Genomic DNA, 17,655 nt, shown 5'->3' on the forward strand with positions numbered 1-17,655 from the left:
TGAACCGATGGCACTGGCCGAAAGGAACTTTGTGCGGGACCTGAGCACCACCCCACGGGACGGAGATGTTGTTCTGGGCGATGATTGGGTCGCCCCGGATCAATCCGCCCCGGACGAGCTGCGCGTGCGGCGTGAACGGCGTGGGTTGTTTTCGCTGCGCACCTCGCCGCTGACCCGCAAGATCATCACGTTCAACCTGATTGCGTTGAATGTGCTGGTGGCGGGCATCTTGTATCTGAACTCTTCTCGGGATTCTCTGGCCCTTCAACGGGCGTCTTCGCTTTTGTCTGAGGCGGAATTGATTGCCGACGTGATTGAGGCACGGTTGCCGGAGGGGGGTGTTGTCGATCTTGCCACCGGCGGTGGCATTGACGTCGAGGCCACCTTGGAGGGGCTCGATCTGCGCAGCGGCGTCGATGTTTTTGTGTTCGACACCACCGAGACACTGATTGCCACCAGCGAAGGGCGTTTGCCCTTGGCCGAAAAACTTGGCGCAGAAGGGGATGACAGCCGCACATTGCTGACGGACGGGCTGACCTTCGTCTGGGATGCCGTGTCCGGCGTGTTTAGCGGTGGTCAGGACGATGCCGCCGCCCTGCCATTGGAAGACCAGTTCAAACCGTTGATCGCCGGTAGCCTGACCTCTGGCACGCATATCGAGAACACCATTGATGCCAATGGCAACACCTTGTTCACGGTGCTGACCCCCATAATGCAGTCCGGTCAGCCGCTCGGCGTTGTGGCAATTGCCTCCGCCGCGGGTGAAATTGATAAGCTTGTCCGCAGTGAACGTGAACGTGTCTTGCAGATGTTTGTGATTGCCACACTGGTTTCCATTGGTCTGAGCCTTGTTTTGGCGTCAACCATTGCCAATCCACTGGCTGATCTGGCCGCTGCGGCCGAGCTTGGCCGTGACAAGGATGCCCGCAAGATGAACCCGGGGCGGATAAGGATCCCTGACCTAACCGCGCGGCCTGATGAGATCGGGCGCTTGTCCGGCGCGTTGCGCGGCATGGTTTCGGCACTCTACAACCGGATTGACGGCAACGAACAATTTGCAGCCGATGTGGCGCATGAGATCAAGAACCCACTGGCTTCGCTGCGCTCCGCTGTTGGCACGCTGCGGATGATCAAGCGTGAAGATCAGCGCGAGAAACTGCTGGATGTGATTGATCACGACGTGCGGCGCCTTGACCGTCTGGTGAGCGACATTTCGAACGCATCGCGTCTGGATTCAGAACTGGTCAAAGAAGAAGAAGAACAGTTCGATCTGCTCAATATGGTTGGCAACCTGAGCCAGTACCTGGGCGAGGATGCCAAGAGCAAAGGCATTGATTTCATCACCGATCTGCCGGCCAACCCGATTCTCGTTCACGGGCTAGAGGCCCGTTTGGCGCAGGTCTTTGTGAATTTGATCACAAACGCCATTTCGTTTTGCGAAGATGGCGATGCTATCCGGGTTTGGGCGCGCAAGCGTGAGAACCGCGTTCTTGTCGTCGTCGAGGACACTGGCCCCGGTATTCCGGATCAGGCTCTGTCCAAGATTTTCAAGCGGTTCTATTCCGAACGGCCGGTCGAGCATTTTGGCAACAACTCTGGTCTGGGTCTGGCGATTTCCAAGCAAATCGTGGAAGCGCATGGCGGTGTGATCTGGGCCGAGAATATTCGCCCGACCGAGGCCGACATCACATCAGAACCACTGGGCGCCCGGTTTGTTGTGGGCCTGCCAACCTGATCAGAAGGCGATGATGACGGTATGGCACCGCTGACCGAGACCCTGCATGCCACAACCGTCAGTCTGGATGGGCATGGGGCACTCATCCTTGGTGCATCGGGAACCGGAAAATCCGCGCTGGCGCTTCAACTGATCGCGCTTGGGGCGGTTCTGGTGGCGGATGACCGAACGCTCCTCACATCCGATGCAAAGACCGTCACCGCATCTGCGCCAGACGCAATCGCAGGCAAGATCGAGGCACGAGGCGTCGGTATTCTGAACGTGCCCTATGAGCATTCCGCACAAGTGGTATTGGCCGTTGATATGGGGCAGCATAGCGCACAGCGATTGCCTGATCCTGTCAGTATCGAAGTGCTGGACATCCCCTTGCCCTGTCTGCGCCGTGTTGACGGGCCGCATTTTGCCGCAGCTATCTTGCTTTCCCTCCGGCGAAGTATAAATCTTCGATCATGATCCCCAATGACAACGCCTCAATGACCCCCGTTGAAGGGCCACAGCGCCGCATCGTGCTCGTGACCGGACCGTCCGGCGCAGGCCGGTCCTCGGCGTTGAATGTGCTTGAGGACGCGGGCTTTGAGGCCATCGACAACCTGCCACTTCGGCTTTTACCTGCCCTGCTGTCCAGCCCGGAACAGGACCACCCGATGGCCTTGGGCATAGATGCGCGGAACCGTGATTTTTCGACCGATGCCATTCTTGATCTGTTGGGCGAACTGTCGGCCCGCAGCGATTTGAAGGTCGAATTGTTTTATCTCGACTGTGACACAGATGTGCTGCTTCGTCGGTTTTCGGAAACCCGCCGCAGGCACCCGCTCGCCCCCGAAGACAGCCCTGCCGCAGGCATTGAACGCGAACAGCTGTTGCTGCGCCCGCTTCGGACCCGGGCCGACGTTCTGATCGACACCAGCCAGCTGAACGTGCATGAGCTGCGTGCGGAGGTGGAGCATTGGTTTGCGCCCGGCGGCAAGCATGACCTGAGCATCTCTGTGCAGTCTTTTTCCTACAAGCGGGGGCTGCCGCGCAGTGTGGATTTGGTGTTCGATTGCCGCTTTCTACGCAACCCGTTCTGGGACGAAAGCCTTCGGGGATTGAATGGCACGGATGATGCGGTTGCAGGCTATGTCAGGAGTGATCCGCGCTTTGCGAGTTTCTCGGAGAAGGTCTTTGAATTGTGCCAGATGATTCTGCCTGCTTCTCAGGATGAGGGAAAGTCACACATTTCAATCGCCTTTGGGTGTACCGGCGGGCAGCATCGGTCGGTGACGTTGGCAGAAGATCATGCTTTGCGCCTTGCACAGGAGGGTTGGCAAGTGTCAATAAGACACCGCGAGTTGGATCGTCAGGACCGGAAAGAGACATCGACGTGATCGGAATTGTGATAGTCGCACATGGCGGACTGGCGGGGGAATACCTTGCCGCGATTGAACATGTTGTTGGCTCGCAAAATGGGGTCCGGGCGATCTCGATCCACGCTGACCATGATCGCAGTGCCAAGGAATCCGAGATCTGCGCCGCCGCTGACGAGGTTGACCAGGGTGCAGGCGTTGTGATCGTGACGGATCTGTTTGGCGGATCGCCATCGAACCTGTCGCTTTTGGCGTGCCGTCCAGAGAACCGGCGCATTCTCTATGGTGCCAACCTGCCGATGTTGATCAAACTGGCCAAATCCCGCCAGATGGATGTGCCCGATGCGGTGCGCGCCGCGCTTGATGCTGGTAAGAAGTATATCGACAGCCAAAATGTGAGCGCAGGTTAGAAGGCCCAAATTTATGCCCGAATTTTCCCTAAAAATCGTGAACGAAAAGGGTTTGCACGCCCGCGCCTCGGCCAAACTTGTTGAAGTGGTTGAGGCATTTGACGCCCGCGCTGATGTCAGCAAGGATGGCATGACCGCTTGTGGCGACAGCATCATGGGATTGTTGATGTTGGCCGCGTCGCGGGGCAGCACGATTGACATCCAAACCACCGGACCGGATGCAGATGCCCTTGCTGAGGCGCTGAAGGCGTTGGTGGCGGACAAGTTCGGCGAAGGTTTCTGAGCATTTCAGGCGACCGGAAAAGGGTGACATGTCTTGGTGAAAGATCTGCAAACATCAGACGCGGCTGAAACAGGCACGCCTGAAGCGGGCGAAGTGTCATTTGTCACCTATGACCGCCGCAGTCTTTCTTATGCCTCGACTTTTGATGATCCGGTCAAATCGCGGATCATCAGCATTATCGAGCTGTTTACCGGCAAGCTGAAGATCTTGCGCATGATCAAGCAGTTTGAAAAGCGCGGCACCCCGTCAGGGCAACCGTTCTGGCGGGCCGCTCTTGATACGATGGGCATTGATTTGTTGACCCCTCAGGCGCAACTGGATCGCATTCCCAAGACCGGCCCCGTGATTGTGGTGGCCAACCATCCGCACGGTATGGTGGACGGGATGATCTTTGCCGATCTGATTGGCCGTGTGCGCCCCGACTATCGTATTCTGACGCGGTCGTTGCTGACTTCAATTGATGAGGTCGCGGGCAGCTACATGATCCCGGTGCCGTTTCCCCATGATCCTGATGCGCAGCGCAAAGGCGTTGAGATGCGGGCCAAGGCGATGGCGCATTTGAAAGAGGGCGGTGTCGTGGCCCTGTTCCCATCGGGTGTGGTCGCCTCATCAGAAACATGGTGGGGGCCAGCGGTGGAAGCGGAGTGGAATGTCTTTACCGCCAAGATGATCCGCAGGTCGGGCGCCACGGTGGTTCCGATGAAATTCCCCGGACAGAACAGCCGCGCCTATCAGATCGCAAACAAGGTCAGTCCGATGTTGCGGCAGGGTCTTTTGTTGCATGAGATTGTGCACAGTTGTGACAAACCCCAAGCGCCTATTGTCGGCCATCCTATCCCGCAAGAAGAAATCGACGCCCGCGCAGATGATCCGCGCGGATTCATGGCGTGGCTGCGCGAGCAGACCCTTGGTTTGACGGACTGACTACAGCGTTCAGGCTAACTGTTGTGCCGGGCGCATATTGGACGGTTGAGTTTGTCTGACAGGTCGGATTGAGGGGCCAGCCCCTCAAGCTCCCCGGAATATTTAGAGCCAAAAAGGGGCAAAGGCCGTCTGCCCTATCTGGTGGGTACGGGCACGTCGCCTCGGTAGTCGTAGAAGCCGCGGTTGGTTTTGCGGCCCAGCCATCCGGCCTCAACATATTTGGTGAGCAGGGGGCAGGGGCGGTATTTCGTGTCGGCCAGACCGTCGTGCAGCACATTCATAATCGCAAGACAGGTGTCGAGGCCGATGAAGTCTGCCAGTTCAAGCGGGCCCATGGGATGGTTGGCGCCCAGTTTCATGGAGCTGTCGATCGATTGCACCGATCCGACCCCTTCGTACAGGGTGTAAACCGCCTCGTTGATCATCGGCATCAGGATGCGGTTCACAATGAAGGCCGGGAAGTCTTCGGCGGAAGCGGCGGTTTTGCCAAGCCGGTCCACCACGGCCTTGCAGGCGTCATAGGTTTCGGTGTCCGTGGCGATGCCGCGGATCAATTCGACCAATTGCATCACCGGGACCGGATTCATGAAGTGGAAGCCCATGAATTTTTCCGGGCGGTCGGTGCGGCTGGCCAGGCGGGTGATGGAAATCGAGGAGGTGTTCGAGGTCAGGATTGTCTCTGGCTTCAGATGCGGCAGCAGATCTTCGAAAATGGCTTGCTTGACTGTCTCGCGTTCGGTGGCGGCCTCAATGATCAGATCGCTTTGCCCCAGATCGGTGAGGGTTTGGGTTGTTTTGATCCGGGCCATGGCGGCATTGGCATCGGCCTCCGACACTTTGCCCCGGCCCACCTGTCGGCCAAGATTGCCTTCGATGATTTCCATGGCATTTTTGAGCGCCTCCGCGCTCACATCGGTGACAAGCACGTCGTAGCCGGCCAGAGCCATCACATGCGCGATGCCGTTGCCCATCTGGCCTGCGCCGACGATGCCGATTGATTGGATGTCCATGGAATGTCCTTTTCTGCCTGCCCCTACAATAAGGCGCGGTGGGGGGCAGTCGCAAGGGCAGGGTTTGTCCAAAAAGCGTGGCAAATTCACCCGTTAAGCGAATCGCAGGAATAGCAGCTGCATGTTGTGTCTGGGTGAATGAAACAAGGTGGGTGTGATGACCATTGATGCATTAGGGCTGGGGGCCCTTGATTATCTTCCGTGCCGCTATGGCAATTCGAAGTTGCTGTTTCGGGGACCGAAACGAAGTTTGGACGAGCCCTATATCGCGTTTATCGGTGGGACGGAAACCTATGGAAAATTCCTCGCCAAACCGTTTCCTGTTTTGGTGGAAGAGGAGTTTGGCAAAACTGCCGCGAATTTTGGTGTGCCAAATGCCGGGATCGACGTTTTTGTGAATGATCCGTTCATTTTGGGCGCTGCAGCGCAGGCGGATGTTGCGGTGATACAGGTGCTGGGCGCGCAGAATATGACCAATCGGTTCTATGCTGTGCATCCAAGGCGCAATGATCGGTTTGTCTCTGCCTCATCGCTTTTGGCGACGATATACCGCGAGGTGGATTTTGCCGATTTCCACTTTACCAAACATATGTTGAGCAAGCTGCTTGAGGTGTCGCCAGATCGTTTTGCGACGGTCTTGCAAGAGTTGCAGCAAGCCTGGCTTGCGCGGATGCGGTTGATGTTGAGCCAGGTCAGAGGCAAATCCGTTCTGCTTTGGTTTTCGGAGCACAAGCCAAGGGATGCCGGGCGTGGCCCGCCGCACTCCATTGGGAATGATCCGCTTTTCATCACGCGCCAGATGATGGACGAGATTGCCGGTCATGCCACACATGTGGTTGAGGTTGTTGCCTCCCCCCGTGCGCGGGTGATGGGAACCGAAGGGATGATATTTGCCGAGATGGAGGCCATGGCCGCAGAAGAAATGTTGGGCCAACAGGCGCATATCGAGGCCGCGGACGCAGTGGTGTCAGCCCTGCACAGGATCCTTTGACGCAAAACGGCCCGCCGGTGAGGGCGGGCCGTTTGTCGGTTGCTCAGAAGAGAACCTCTGACAATCAGAGTTTTTCGATCAATTCGGGCACGGCCTCGAACAGGTCGGCAACCAGACCAAAATCAGCAACCTGGAAAATCGGTGCTTCTTCGTCTTTGTTGATTGCGACGATGATTTTGCTGTCTTTCATACCGGCAAGGTGCTGGATCGCACCGGAGATGCCAACAGCAACATAAAGATCAGGTGCAACAACTTTGCCGGTTTGGCCAACCTGCCAGTCGTTCGGGGCATAGCCGCTGTCAACCGCCGCACGGGATGCGCCAACGGCGGCACCCAGCTTGTCAGCCAGTTTTTCGATCAGGGCAAAGTCATCTTCGGAGCCGACACCGCGACCGCCGGAAACAACAACGCCAGCCGACGTCAGCTCTGGGCGATCGGATTCGGCGACCTTGTCTTCGACCCATTCAGACAGACCGGGGTTTGCCGCCGCGCCAATTGTTTCAACAGATGCAGAGCCACCTTCGCCAGCCGCGTCAAATGTCGCGGTCCGGAAAGTGATGACCTTTTTGGCATCAGTGGATTTGACGGTCTGGATTGCGTTGCCCGCATAGATCGGACGCTCGAAGGTGTCTGCGTCCACAACGCCGGAGGCGTCAGAGATGATCTGCACATCCAAGAGCGCCGCAACACGTGGCATCACGTTCTTGGCGTCTGTGGTAGCTGGCGCAACGATGTGATCGTAATCACCCGCCAGAGACACGATCAATGCTGCTGTGGCTTCCGCAAGGCGGTGACCCAGCGAGGCATCTTCCGCAACCAGAACCTTGGCAACACCGTCAATTTTGGCTGCCGCATCGCCCGCCGCGGCGGCAGAGCCACCGGCGGCCAGAACAGTTACATCACCCAATTGCTTGGCAGCGGTCACGGCCTTGGCCGTTGCGTCCATCGCCAGTTCGCCATCGGTTACTTCTGCAAGGAGTAGAACAGCCATTACACAGCCCCCGCTTCTTTGAGTTTCTCGACCAGCTCATCCACGGAGCCCACCTTGATACCGGCGGCACGCTCTTCTGGCTCAACTGTTTTTACGATTTCCAGACGGTTGGACACGTCAACGCCGTAGTCAGCGGCTGTCTTTTCTTCCAGCGGCTTTTTCTTGGCCTTCATGATGTTCGGAAGCGAGGCATAGCGTGGCTCGTTCAGGCGCAGGTCAACGGTGATGACCGTTGGCATGGACACCTTGATGGTCTGAAGACCGCCGTCCACTTCGCGGGTCACAACGGCGTTGTCGCCGTCGATATTGATCTCGGAGGCAAATGCACCCTGCGACCAACCCAGCAGCGCAGAAAGCATCTGGCCGGTGGCGTTCATGTCGTTGTCGATCGCCTGCTTACCTGTCAGAACCAGACCGGGCTGTTCTTCGTCCACGATCGCTTTGAGGATCTTGGCCACGGCCAGCGGTTCGATGTCATTGTGTACATCGTCAGAAGCCACAACCAGAATGGCGCGATCTGCGCCCATGGCCAGCGCGGTACGCAGTGTTTCCTGCGCCTGCTTGACGCCAATGGATACAACAACCACTTCATCCGCCTGACCGGCTTCTTTCAGACGGATCGCCTGTTCGACGGAAATCTCGTCAAACGGGTTCATCGACATTTTTACGTTGGCTAGATCAACACCCGATCCGTCCGCTTTGACGCGCACTTTCACGTTGTAGTCAATCACGCGCTTGACCGGCACGAGTACCTTCATGAGCGTTTTCTCCTTGATTACGACTCACCCAATGGCAAATCCTTGAACTTCCTCTCGGGTGGTTTAGCGAAAGGTTTACAACCGAAACAGGGCAAAATCGGCAATTGCGGCATTAAGTACGCCGCGTTTTTTATGTTAGCGCCTCAGCTTGGCAAAACTTTTCCGAATTGTTTCAAAAATCGGGATGTTTCGAAGTCAGGGTGATTTGGGACCAGCTGTTCGCGGCGTGGCCTTGGTCCTATGTCAGGCGGGATGCATTGGCCGGGCTGGATTACCTGTTTGTTCGGGCATGATCTGTCCCAAGCTCAGCGGTTGGCGCCCGGCACCCAAAGCACGTCGTCCTTGCCGCCGTTGTTGGCCATACGTGCCGCGACAAAGAACCAATCGCTGAGCCGGTTGAGGTATTTCACTGCAACAGGATTGATGGGTTCTTGCTCTGACAACAAAACAGCCAGCCGTTCGGCGCGGCGCGCCACGGTGCGGCAAACATGCAATTGCGCGGCCAATGTAGTGCCACCGGGCAGAATAAAGCTGCGCAGGGGGTCCAGTTCGGCGTTCATGATATCGATCTCCGCCTCAAGGCGGTCGACCTGTTCTGCCGTCATGCGCAGCGGCGGGTATTCTGCTTCTTTGTCGGCCTCCATATCGGGGCGGCAAAGATCGGCACCCAGATCGAACAAATCATTTTGGATGCGCGACAATGCATCATCGGTTTCGCCGCTGGCCTCAAGCCGGGCCACGCCGACAAAGCAGTTCAGCTCATCGCTGGTGCCATATGCCTCAACCCGTGCGTTATGCTTGGCAACCCGTGCGCCGTTGCCAAGCGCAGTTGCACCTGCATCGCCGGTGCGCGTGTAAATCTTATTGAGAACAACCATCAGCCTGCGTCCTTGCGAAGATAGATATAGCCGAGGATCAGCAGTACCGCGACAAACTGGGCGATGATGCGCAGGCGCATGATCTTGTTGCCGTTACGCTTGTTGAACGCCCCGCCGCCGGCAAAACCGCCAAGCCCGATCAGCAGAACAACGGCAACCGCCAGCACGGCGAGAATCACGATGATAAATAGCGGGTCAGAGGGCATGGCCAATCCTTTCGGGTTCTATGGTGATGTAGCGGGCCACAATCTTTGCGCAAGTTTTTTCAGCCGCCCATGACCTTGTCGAGCAGGCGCGTGGGCAGCAAACGCCGCATGAAACCGGAGAAATAGGTGGGAACTGTGACGTAATAGCGCGGGCGGGGGCGGGGCGCTTCGAGGGCATGGATCAGCTTGTCCACCACGGCTTCGGGGCCAAGCTCAAACGTGGTCTTTTTCACTGAATCGTAGAGGCGCGGGCGCAGTTGCGTCTCATATTGCGCGGCCCGGGGGGCATTCTTCCAATCAATCCAACGTTCGAATTGAATGATCGAGTTGGCCCGGAAAGCAGAGGTGATTGGCCCCGGTTCAATCAGCACCACGTCAATGCCCGTGTCACGCATTTCCATGCGCAAGGTGTCTGTCAGCCCTTCGAGGGCAAATTTACTGGCGTTGTAGGCGCCGCGCCAGGGCATTGTGATCAGGCCCAAAACCGAAGAGCATTGCACAATCCGGCCATGCCCCTGCGCCCGCATCACGGGCAGAACAGCCCGCGTCAGGCTATGCCAGCCGAAAAAATTGCTCTCAAAAATATCGCGAAGTGCCTCCGTTGGCAGGTCTTCCACCGCGCCGGGGATCGCATAGGCACCATTGTTGAACAGAGCGTCCAAAGTGCCACCAGTCGCCCCGAGCACCTCATCCAGCGCGGTTTTGATGCTGTCCTCGTCCTGATAATCGAGGCGCGGTGCATCAAACCCTTCTCCGCGCAGGCGGTCACAGTCTTCTTGCTTGCGACAGGCAGCAAACACGCGCCAGCCGCGTTCGCGCAAGGTTTTCGCGGCGGCATAGCCAATACCACTGGAGCAGCCGGTGATGAGGATAGTGCGTTCAGACATAAAAAGGCCTCCGGAGCGGAGGCCTTTCATGACGTGCGATGCTCAGATTGGCAATATCGTATCAGCTTTCAGACAGCAGGAAGTCGGCCATCCAGCCTTCTTCGCCCGTCAGGACCGAGCGCATCTTGACCCAGCCATTCCCGTTGTCTTCGAGGATCTCGACGGCGTCACCGCGCACCAGTTTGCTGACCACCGAGAAATTCGTGCTTGGCCCGCCACGCACATTGACGCGGTTGCCGGATACGGTGCGGATATCGAGGCCGGCCTCGGAGATCAGCGCTGCAGGGGTGGCGTTGTCCGTCGCAGTATCGTCTTGCACGATCAGGCTTGGGATAATGGCAGGCGTGTCCGCAGATGACGTGGTGATTGCGACGTTGGTTGGCACAACCGCCGGATCAACCGTTTGTACAGCCGGGGCCACAACCGCCGCATCGCCCGATTGACCAAGCGCATCTTGCAGGCTGGTCAGGTTCAGCGAAACGCGTGTGACCGTGTCGTTTGCAAAAGGGTCGGTATCCACAATGTCGGTGGAGGCAGAGGCAAGGACCACCTGATCGTTGGGGATGGCCGGAGTATCGAATGGAGTTTCGGCTGCGGGCTCAATACGCGCCATGCGGGTCGCAATCGGATCAAAATCCGAGCCGCCGCTCATCTCATAGAACGCCCATCCCATAAAGCCGAAAGAAACCAACATAAACCGAAACATGACAAGAACCCCGAAAGTGCAGCTGTTTGGAGTTTAACGTCAAACTCCCCCCAAAAGTTCAATACCAAATTTAACGATTCACCGGGAGGGGAAATGATATCGACCTCTCCCCGTGGTAAATCTGTCGCAATTTGCACGTGTGTTTTGCTTTCGCGGCCAATGATGCGCTTGCTGCATCCGCCCCCCTTGGCTACACAACATCTATGTCTGACGTGACCGATCCCCCCAGCATGGACCCGCATAATCTGTCCGAACCCCTGCGCCGCGCGCTGGGTGAACGGTATTTGACCTATGCGCTGAGCACGATCATGCACCGGGCCTTGCCGGATGCGCGGGACGGGCTCAAGCCGGTACACCGCCGGATTCTCTATGCGATGCGGGAATTGCGGCTGGCCTCCAACGGCGGTTTCCGAAAATCGGCCAAAATCTCGGGCGATGTGATGGGCAACTATCACCCCCATGGGGATGCGGCGATCTATGACGCGATGGCGCGTCTGGCGCAGGATTTCAACGTTCGCTATCCGCTGGTCGATGGGCAGGGGAACTTTGGCAATATTGACGGCGATAACCCCGCCGCCAGCCGGTATACCGAAGCCCGAATGACCGCCGTCGCAGAGGCGATGTTGGATGGGTTGACCGAGAACGCCGTTGATTTTCGGGAGAATTATGACGGCACCCTGACCGAACCCGTGGTCTTGCCCGCCCAATTCCCCAATCTGTTGGCCAATGGTTCCAGCGGCATTGCCGTTGGCATGGCGACGAATATTCCGCCGCACAATATCTCAGAATTGTGTGACGCCTGCATCCATCTGATCAAAACACCCGACGCCCGGGATGATACGCTGTTGAAATACGTGCCGGGGCCGGATTTCCCGACCGGTGGCATCATTGTGGAGCCGCCAGAAAACATCGCGACGGCCTATCGTACGGGCAAGGGCGGTTTCCGGCTGCGCTGCCGCTACGAGGTCGAAGATCTGGGGCGCGGGCAGTGGCAGATCGTTGTCACCGAGATCCCCTATCAGGTGCAAAAGTCGAAACTGATCGAAAAGATTGCCGAGGCGATCCAGACCAAGAAGATCCCGATCCTTGCCGATGTGCGCGACGAATCTGCCGATGACATCCGGATGATCCTTGAGCCACGGTCCAAGAATGTCGATCCAGAGGTTCTGATGGGCATGATGTACCGCCACTCGGATCTTGAGGTCCGGTTCTCATTGAACATGAATGTGCTGATCGACGGGGTCACACCCAAGGTCTGCTCGATGAAAGAGGTGCTGCGCGCCTTTGTTGACCACCGGCGCGAGGTGTTGCAGCGGCGCTCTGTCCATAGAATGGAGAAGATCGACCACCGTCTTGAGGTGCTCGAAGGCTTTATCGTGGCCTTCCTCAACCTTGACCGGGTTATTGATATTATCCGTTACGACGACGATCCCAAAGCAGCCCTGATGCGGGAGGATTGGGGCAAGACCCACGTCCGCGCGATGAATGAGGCCGACTATGTGTCGCCTGCACCCGGAGAGGGGGAGCTGAGCGAGGTTCAGGCGGATGCGATCCTGAACATGCGTCTGCGGTCCCTGCGCCGCTTGGAAGAGTTGGAATTGCTGCGCGAGCAATCTGCACTGATGGAAGAACGCGCGGGCCTTGAAGACCTGCTGGAAAGCGAAGACCTGCAATGGACCACGATCACAGATCAGTTGCGGGCCACGAAAAAGCAATTTGGCAAGGACTACGCTGGCGGCGCGCGCCGCACCACATTTGCCGAGGCAGGCGAGATCGAAGAGGTGCCAATCGAGGCGATGATCGACCGTGAGCCGATCACGGTGGTCTGTTCCGAGATGGGCTGGATTCGCGCAATGACCGGTCACATCGACCTGACCCGCGAGTTGAAGTTCAAGGATGGCGACGGGCCGCGGTTTATCTTCCATGCGGAAACCACGGATCGTTTGTTGGTCTTTGGCTCAAACGGGAGGTTCTACACTGTCTCTGCCAGCGCCTTGCCGGGCGGGCGCGGCATGGGCGAGCCTTTGCGCCTGATGGTCGATCTGCCCAATGAAGTGCAGATCGTCCGGCTGTTTATCCACCGTCCGGATCGCAAGCTGCTGGTGGCTTCCAGTGCCGGGGATGGATTTATTGTCCCCGAAAATGATGTGGTGGCGCAGACGCGCAGTGGCAAACAGGTGCTCAACGTGCGCGGCGATGTCACGGCGTTGATTTGCCATGAGGTCGATGGCGATATGGTCGCGACCGTTGGCGAGAACCGCAAAGTGCTGGTCTTTGGGGTGGATGAACTGCCCGAGATGGGTCGCGGCAAAGGGGTGCGGCTGCAAAAGTACAAGGACGGCGGGCTTTCCGATGCCACCACCTTTGACAGTGCACAGGGGCTCAGCTGGCTTGACCCTGCCGGGCGCACGCGCACTGAAACGGATCTGACCGAATGGTCGGGCAAACGGGCCAGTGCCGGGCGCATGGCGCCGCGCGGTTTTCCTCGTGACAACACGTTTACCTGATCCGGGCACGCCAGATGACTGACCGTTCCTCCAATGCTGGCCCTTGGGGGACACCGCCGACCGCGCCCACCACACCGATTGCCGCCAAGGCACCGGGCTGGATGAAGGTGGAATTTGTCGGCAGCCGCTGGGCGCTGTTCTGGCTGGCGCTCAAGACCGGGTTTCTGACAGTCATCACATTGGGCATCTACCGGTTCTGGATGAAAACCCGCCTGCGCCGCTGGTATTGGTCCGCGATCCGGCCGGGCGGCAATCCGATGGAATATGTGGGCGATCCGATTGAAAAGCTTCTGGGGTTCTTTATCGCAGTGGTGATTCTGACTTTCTACATCGGCATCGTGAATCTGCTGCTGATGTTTGTCAGTTTCTCGGTCTTCAATTCGTCATGGGTCGGGTATCTGGCCAGCTTTGCCGGGGTGATCCCGCTTTGGTTTTATGCCCGGTATCGGGCGCGGCGATATGTTCTGGGCCGCACCCGCTGGCGCGGTGTGCGGTTCGGCCTGGAGAAAGGCGCATGGGGCTATGCATGGCGGGCCTTGGTGCATTGGGCCATCACGATTTGTACCTTGGGCGTCTTGTGGCCGCGCATGACCTTCTGGCTTGAGAAATACCGCACTGACAGAACGTTCTTTGGGTCGGCCCGGCTGATGCAGGGTGGGCATTGGACAATGCTGTATCGTGCGGCGGTGCCTATTGGAGTGTCCTTGGCACTGACGGTTGTCCTGACGGTCTGGATTATTTGGCTTGCACCTGTATTCCCACAAACAACATTCGCCGAGCTTGTAACAGAAGGCTGGAACGGTTTGTTTGACGACGATGCCGAATTGCCGGCTCTTGCCGATCCTGAACGCCTGTGGCTGTTTGTTCTCTGCGCTCTCGGCTTGATGTATGGCGCTGTTCATTACCGGTGGGCGGCCAAACGTATCCTGGCCAATTACAAGACCGCGCCCGGGATCACCTTCTATTCTGATCTTAAGCCGCCGCGCATAGCGATGATTTACGTTTTGGGCGTTTTCCTGTCGTATCTTGTGCTGACGGTTGCGATCCTTGCGGTGATCCTCATAGGCGCGGCGATGCTTGGCTTTGACAGTTTTCTGGCATGGTTCGGATTAGGCGGCATTTCGGCGGTCGGAGATTGGCCGCGCTGGGTGGCGGTGGTGCTGATGGGGATGCTCTATCTGTCTGCGTTTTTGCTTTGGGGCGTGCTCTACAACACCTTTGTGACCTTCCCGATCATGCGGCATATGGCGCTGACCACACGGTTGCCGGATTATCACGGTCTGGATCATATCAGCCAACGCGCCCGCGATGATTTTGCCGAGGCCGAAGGCTTTGCCGAAGCCCTTGATCTGGGGGCCGCGATATGACCGATGTTTTGGCAACCCGTGCGATGGATGCCACCGGAGCCAGCTATTTCGACGGGGATGTGCCGCAGCCGCGGGAGGTGACACTGGCGCTGACACAGGGGCAGAGCCTGCTTGAGATCACGCTGGACGACGGGCAGGTGGTGGAATGGCCTTTGACTGAGGTCCGCGCCTTGCCGGACATTTCGGGCCGGGCGCAATATGTTCTGCGCTGGACGGGCGATCCTTTGGCGCGGCTTGTATCGCCCAATCCGTTTTTGCTGTCCGCGCTGCCACAGGCCACGCGCCGTGCGCCGCCAAAAGGGCGCGGGCGGTTGATCAAATGGGCTTTTGCTGCCGTGGCTGCCGTGGCTTTGCAAATCTTTGTGCTGGTGCCGTTGCTTGCGGATAACATGGCGAAGTTCATCCCGGTTGACGGGGAAAAGGCGCTGGGCGAGGCGACCTTTGGCCATATCCGAGAGGCGCTTGATGACACCGGGCTCAGCCCGATTGAGGTTTGTACTTCTGAGGTTGGCACCACGGCATTGAACAAACTGGTTGCCAAGCTCAGCGGCGATCGCGCATTTCGGCAGGACGTGACGATTGCCGTTCTTGATCACGAGATGGTCAATGCCTTCGCCTTGCCGGGCGGCTATGTCGTGCTGTTTCGGGGTTTGATCGAGGCCGCAGATGGCCCTGATGAAGTGGCCGCCGTTGTCGCGCATGAAATTGGCCATGTGAACAGCCGCGACCCGACGCGCCATGCTTTGCGCTCTGCCGGGTCTATTGGGGTGCTGGGACTTTTGTTCGGAGATTTTGCGGGCGGGGCGGCGGTGTTGTTCCTGACGGAACGGTTGATTGCCGCCCAGTATTCCCAAGCTGCAGAAACCGCTGCGGATGAATTTGCACATGAGGCGTTGGAGGATGCGGGGATCAGCCCGGCGGCATTGGGGCGGATGTTTGAGAACCTGCAGGGCGAGCATGGAGACCGCAGCGGCGTGGCCGCGCATTTCCTGACCCACCCGGCGATGGGGGATCGCATTCGCGCGGCGCGGGCAGCGGTCGATCCGGATGCGGCCTACGGCCCGTCAATGCCCGATGAGGATTGGGCGGCGCTGCAAAACATCTGCAAATGAGCCGAGCGGTAGGCCTGACCCGAACGATCCGTACCGTTTTGACTGAAGAAAACGCCGCCGCCGGATTAGAGCGGCTTGGCTGTCATCCAGACGCCGCCTTCCGGGCGCAGTGTCAGGATCATCACCGGTTCGGGGTCTTTGCCAGCCACAGGCGTGAACTCAAACCGTGACAGCAAGGTCGCCAAAATGATCACTGCCTCCTGAAGGGCAAAGGAGGCTCCGATGCAGATGCGTGGCCCGTCGCCAAAGGGCAGATAGGCATAGCGGTCAATCGCCTTGCGGTCGGCAAATCTTTCTGGGCGGAAACTGTCCGGATCGTCCCACAGCATCTGGTGCCGCCCAAGTGCATAGATCGGGATCATCACCGTATCGCCTGGTTTGATCTCGCGGTCGCAGAGGGTATCGGCCTTTTGGGCGGTGCGCGAAATGATTCCGGCGGCGGGGTACATGCGCAGGGCTTCGTCAATGATCATGCGGATGAATGGCAATTTCTCCACATCATCGCCGGTGCAGGCGCGGCCGTTCAAAACACTTTGTGCCTCGGCGCGGGCGCGGTCTTGCACCTTTTGGTCAAACCCAACCAGATACATCGCCCAGGCCAGGGTCAGGGCAGTGGTTTCATGCCCCGCCACAATAAAGGTCAGCAGGTTGTCGCGCAGTTCGCTGGTGGACATCTGGCGCTTTGTCTCAGGGTCGATCCCGTCAAGCAGCAGGTCGAGCAAATCCGGTGTGCCGTCATGGCCGCGATGTGCCCGCTCTACGATGGCATGGTCTGCCAGGGCTTTCATTTCCTTGAGCGCCTTGCCCGACATCACCCTGCCGGGGCGCGGGATCCAGTCTGGCAGGCCGAGTATGTCAAACAGGCTGATCTTGCCCGCCTCGGCGATGTAATCGTCAATCGCGCCATGCACCTTGTCGCGGTCAAAGGTATCGCCCCCCGAAAAGGTCACATCGCCAATGACGTCAAATGTCGTTGTGACCATCTCGTCCAGCATATTGATCGCCCGTGGCCCTGCGGCGGTGATCCGATCTGCCGCACGTTCTGCAGCGGCTGTCATGATCGGCGAGAGGTTCATCACGTTGCGGTGCGAAAACACCGGTGCAGCGGCCCGTCTTTGCCAGCGCCAGTGCGCCCCTTCAGCAATAAACAGCGATTCGCCAATGGCCGGTTTCAGCAGGTTTTTGGTGACCACGGACTTTGGATAATCCTCCAGCCGGTCCAGCAGGATTTGCCGGATCGCGCCGGGGTCCATGACCATATGCCAGCGCTTGCCGGTTTTGCCAGAGACCATTGGCTGTGTCATGGCGATAGCGGGGATAATGCTCAGCACATTACGCCGCGCCATTTGCAGGCTTTCGAGAATGCTTTTGGGTTCTGTGACAAGGGGCACGCGTACGGGCAGGGGGCTGGCGGCGGTCATCTTGCGGTCCTCCGAATGGTCCTGTCTTCTAGATAGGGTTGAACTGCAGTTTGGCCAAGGCGGCAAATGATTGCACCTTGCGGGGGCTTGAGGTATCGAAATGCGGTCTCCTCCGCCTTGAAA

18 protein-coding genes are annotated in these 17,655 nt (G+C 58.2%); 10 read left to right on the forward strand and 8 right to left on the reverse strand.

All coding sequences use genetic code 11. The annotated features are described in order from the left end of the window. The first annotated feature begins 7 nt into the window (after positions 1-7). Genes K3754_RS03155 through K3754_RS03180 form a run of 6 tightly spaced genes read left to right on the forward strand, consistent with a single transcriptional unit; the run spans position 8 to position 4,698 of the window. Positions 8-1,735, forward strand: coding sequence for a sensor histidine kinase (locus K3754_RS03155; protein ID WP_259940918.1), 1,728 nt, complete (start codon positions 8-10; stop codon positions 1,733-1,735). Between the two features lie 21 nt (positions 1,736-1,756). Further along, positions 1,757-2,188, forward strand: a complete 432-nt coding sequence (locus tag K3754_RS03160; protein WP_259940921.1) for an HPr kinase/phosphorylase — start codon at positions 1,757-1,759, stop codon at positions 2,186-2,188. Between the two features lie 20 nt (positions 2,189-2,208). Continuing rightward, a complete protein-coding gene (gene rapZ / locus K3754_RS03165; protein WP_409202378.1) occupies positions 2,209-3,102 on the forward strand; it encodes an RNase adapter RapZ in 894 nt (297 codons plus the stop codon). Further along, the gene (locus K3754_RS03170; RefSeq protein ID WP_203209073.1) at positions 3,099-3,491 is read left to right on the forward strand and encodes a PTS sugar transporter subunit IIA; all 393 of its coding nucleotides are present in this window, start codon (positions 3,099-3,101) and stop codon (positions 3,489-3,491) included. The genes rapZ and K3754_RS03170 overlap by 4 nt, the downstream gene beginning before the upstream one ends. 13 nt (positions 3,492-3,504) lie before the next feature. After that, a complete protein-coding gene (locus K3754_RS03175) occupies positions 3,505-3,774 on the forward strand; it encodes an HPr family phosphocarrier protein (RefSeq protein ID WP_203209072.1) in 270 nt (89 codons plus the stop codon). Positions 3,775-3,819: 45 nt separating this feature from the next. Continuing rightward, positions 3,820-4,698, forward strand: a complete 879-nt coding sequence (locus tag K3754_RS03180; protein ID WP_203212224.1) for a lysophospholipid acyltransferase family protein — start codon at positions 3,820-3,822, stop codon at positions 4,696-4,698. A 134-nt stretch (positions 4,699-4,832) separates the two neighbouring features. Here the strand turns inward: K3754_RS03180 and K3754_RS03185 are convergent, their stop codons facing one another. Further along, entirely contained in the window at positions 4,833-5,708 is an 876-nt protein-coding gene (locus K3754_RS03185) for a 3-hydroxybutyryl-CoA dehydrogenase (RefSeq protein WP_259940927.1), read from the reverse strand. A gap of 157 nt (positions 5,709-5,865) precedes the next feature. On the opposite strand from K3754_RS03185, the gene K3754_RS03190 reads away from it, so the two are divergent. Further along, a complete protein-coding gene (locus K3754_RS03190) occupies positions 5,866-6,699 on the forward strand; it encodes a DUF6473 family protein (RefSeq protein ID WP_259940929.1) in 834 nt (277 codons plus the stop codon). Between the two features lie 64 nt (positions 6,700-6,763). Here K3754_RS03190 and K3754_RS03195 read toward each other — a convergent pair whose 3' ends face one another. The 6 genes from K3754_RS03195 to K3754_RS03220 all read right to left on the reverse strand — a co-directional run bounded on the left by K3754_RS03195 (position 6,764) and on the right by K3754_RS03220 (position 11,113). Further along, positions 6,764-7,690 (reverse strand): electron transfer flavoprotein subunit alpha/FixB family protein, encoded by a 927-nt coding sequence (locus K3754_RS03195; protein ID WP_203209069.1) that lies wholly within the window; start codon positions 7,688-7,690, stop codon positions 6,764-6,766. After that, positions 7,690-8,448: an electron transfer flavoprotein subunit beta/FixA family protein gene (locus K3754_RS03200; RefSeq protein WP_259940933.1), complete on the reverse strand. Its 759-nt coding sequence runs from the start codon at positions 8,446-8,448 to the stop codon at positions 7,690-7,692. Before K3754_RS03200 ends, K3754_RS03195 begins: the two co-directional genes overlap by 1 nt. A 305-nt stretch (positions 8,449-8,753) precedes the next feature. After that, a complete protein-coding gene (locus tag K3754_RS03205; protein ID WP_203209067.1) occupies positions 8,754-9,326 on the reverse strand; it encodes a cob(I)yrinic acid a,c-diamide adenosyltransferase in 573 nt (190 codons plus the stop codon). Further along, the gene (locus K3754_RS03210) at positions 9,326-9,532 is read right to left on the reverse strand and encodes a twin transmembrane helix small protein (RefSeq protein WP_203209066.1); all 207 of its coding nucleotides are present in this window, start codon (positions 9,530-9,532) and stop codon (positions 9,326-9,328) included. The genes K3754_RS03205 and K3754_RS03210 overlap by 1 nt, the downstream gene beginning before the upstream one ends. 59 nt (positions 9,533-9,591) lie before the next feature. Continuing rightward, positions 9,592-10,419, reverse strand: a complete 828-nt coding sequence (locus K3754_RS03215) for an SDR family oxidoreductase (protein ID WP_259940936.1) — start codon at positions 10,417-10,419, stop codon at positions 9,592-9,594. A gap of 61 nt (positions 10,420-10,480) precedes the next feature. Next, complete coding sequence (locus K3754_RS03220; RefSeq protein ID WP_259940937.1) at positions 10,481-11,113, reverse strand: SH3 domain-containing protein; 633 nt, start codon at positions 11,111-11,113, stop codon at positions 10,481-10,483. Between the two features lie 215 nt (positions 11,114-11,328). Between K3754_RS03220 and K3754_RS03225 the strand changes: the two genes are divergently transcribed. The 3 genes from K3754_RS03225 to K3754_RS03235 all read left to right on the forward strand — a co-directional run bounded on the left by K3754_RS03225 (position 11,329) and on the right by K3754_RS03235 (position 16,111). Next, a complete protein-coding gene (locus K3754_RS03225; RefSeq protein ID WP_259940940.1) occupies positions 11,329-13,632 on the forward strand; it encodes a DNA topoisomerase IV subunit A in 2,304 nt (767 codons plus the stop codon). A 101-nt stretch (positions 13,633-13,733) separates the two neighbouring features. Beyond that, entirely contained in the window at positions 13,734-14,999 is a 1,266-nt protein-coding gene (locus K3754_RS03230) for a DUF898 family protein (RefSeq protein ID WP_409202379.1), read from the forward strand. Then, positions 14,996-16,111, forward strand: a complete 1,116-nt coding sequence (locus K3754_RS03235; RefSeq protein WP_259940945.1) for a M48 family metallopeptidase — start codon at positions 14,996-14,998, stop codon at positions 16,109-16,111. The genes K3754_RS03230 and K3754_RS03235 overlap by 4 nt, the downstream gene beginning before the upstream one ends. Before the next feature lie 65 nt (positions 16,112-16,176). On the opposite strand, the gene K3754_RS03240 is transcribed toward K3754_RS03235, so the two are convergent. Then, entirely contained in the window at positions 16,177-17,532 is a 1,356-nt protein-coding gene (locus K3754_RS03240) for a cytochrome P450 (RefSeq protein ID WP_259940947.1), read from the reverse strand. Between the last annotated feature and the right edge of the window lie 123 nt (positions 17,533-17,655).

Origin of the sequence: Sulfitobacter sp. M368 (assembly GCF_025141875.1) — a bacterium.
Classification (GTDB): domain Bacteria; phylum Pseudomonadota; class Alphaproteobacteria; order Rhodobacterales; family Rhodobacteraceae; genus Sulfitobacter; species Sulfitobacter mediterraneus_A.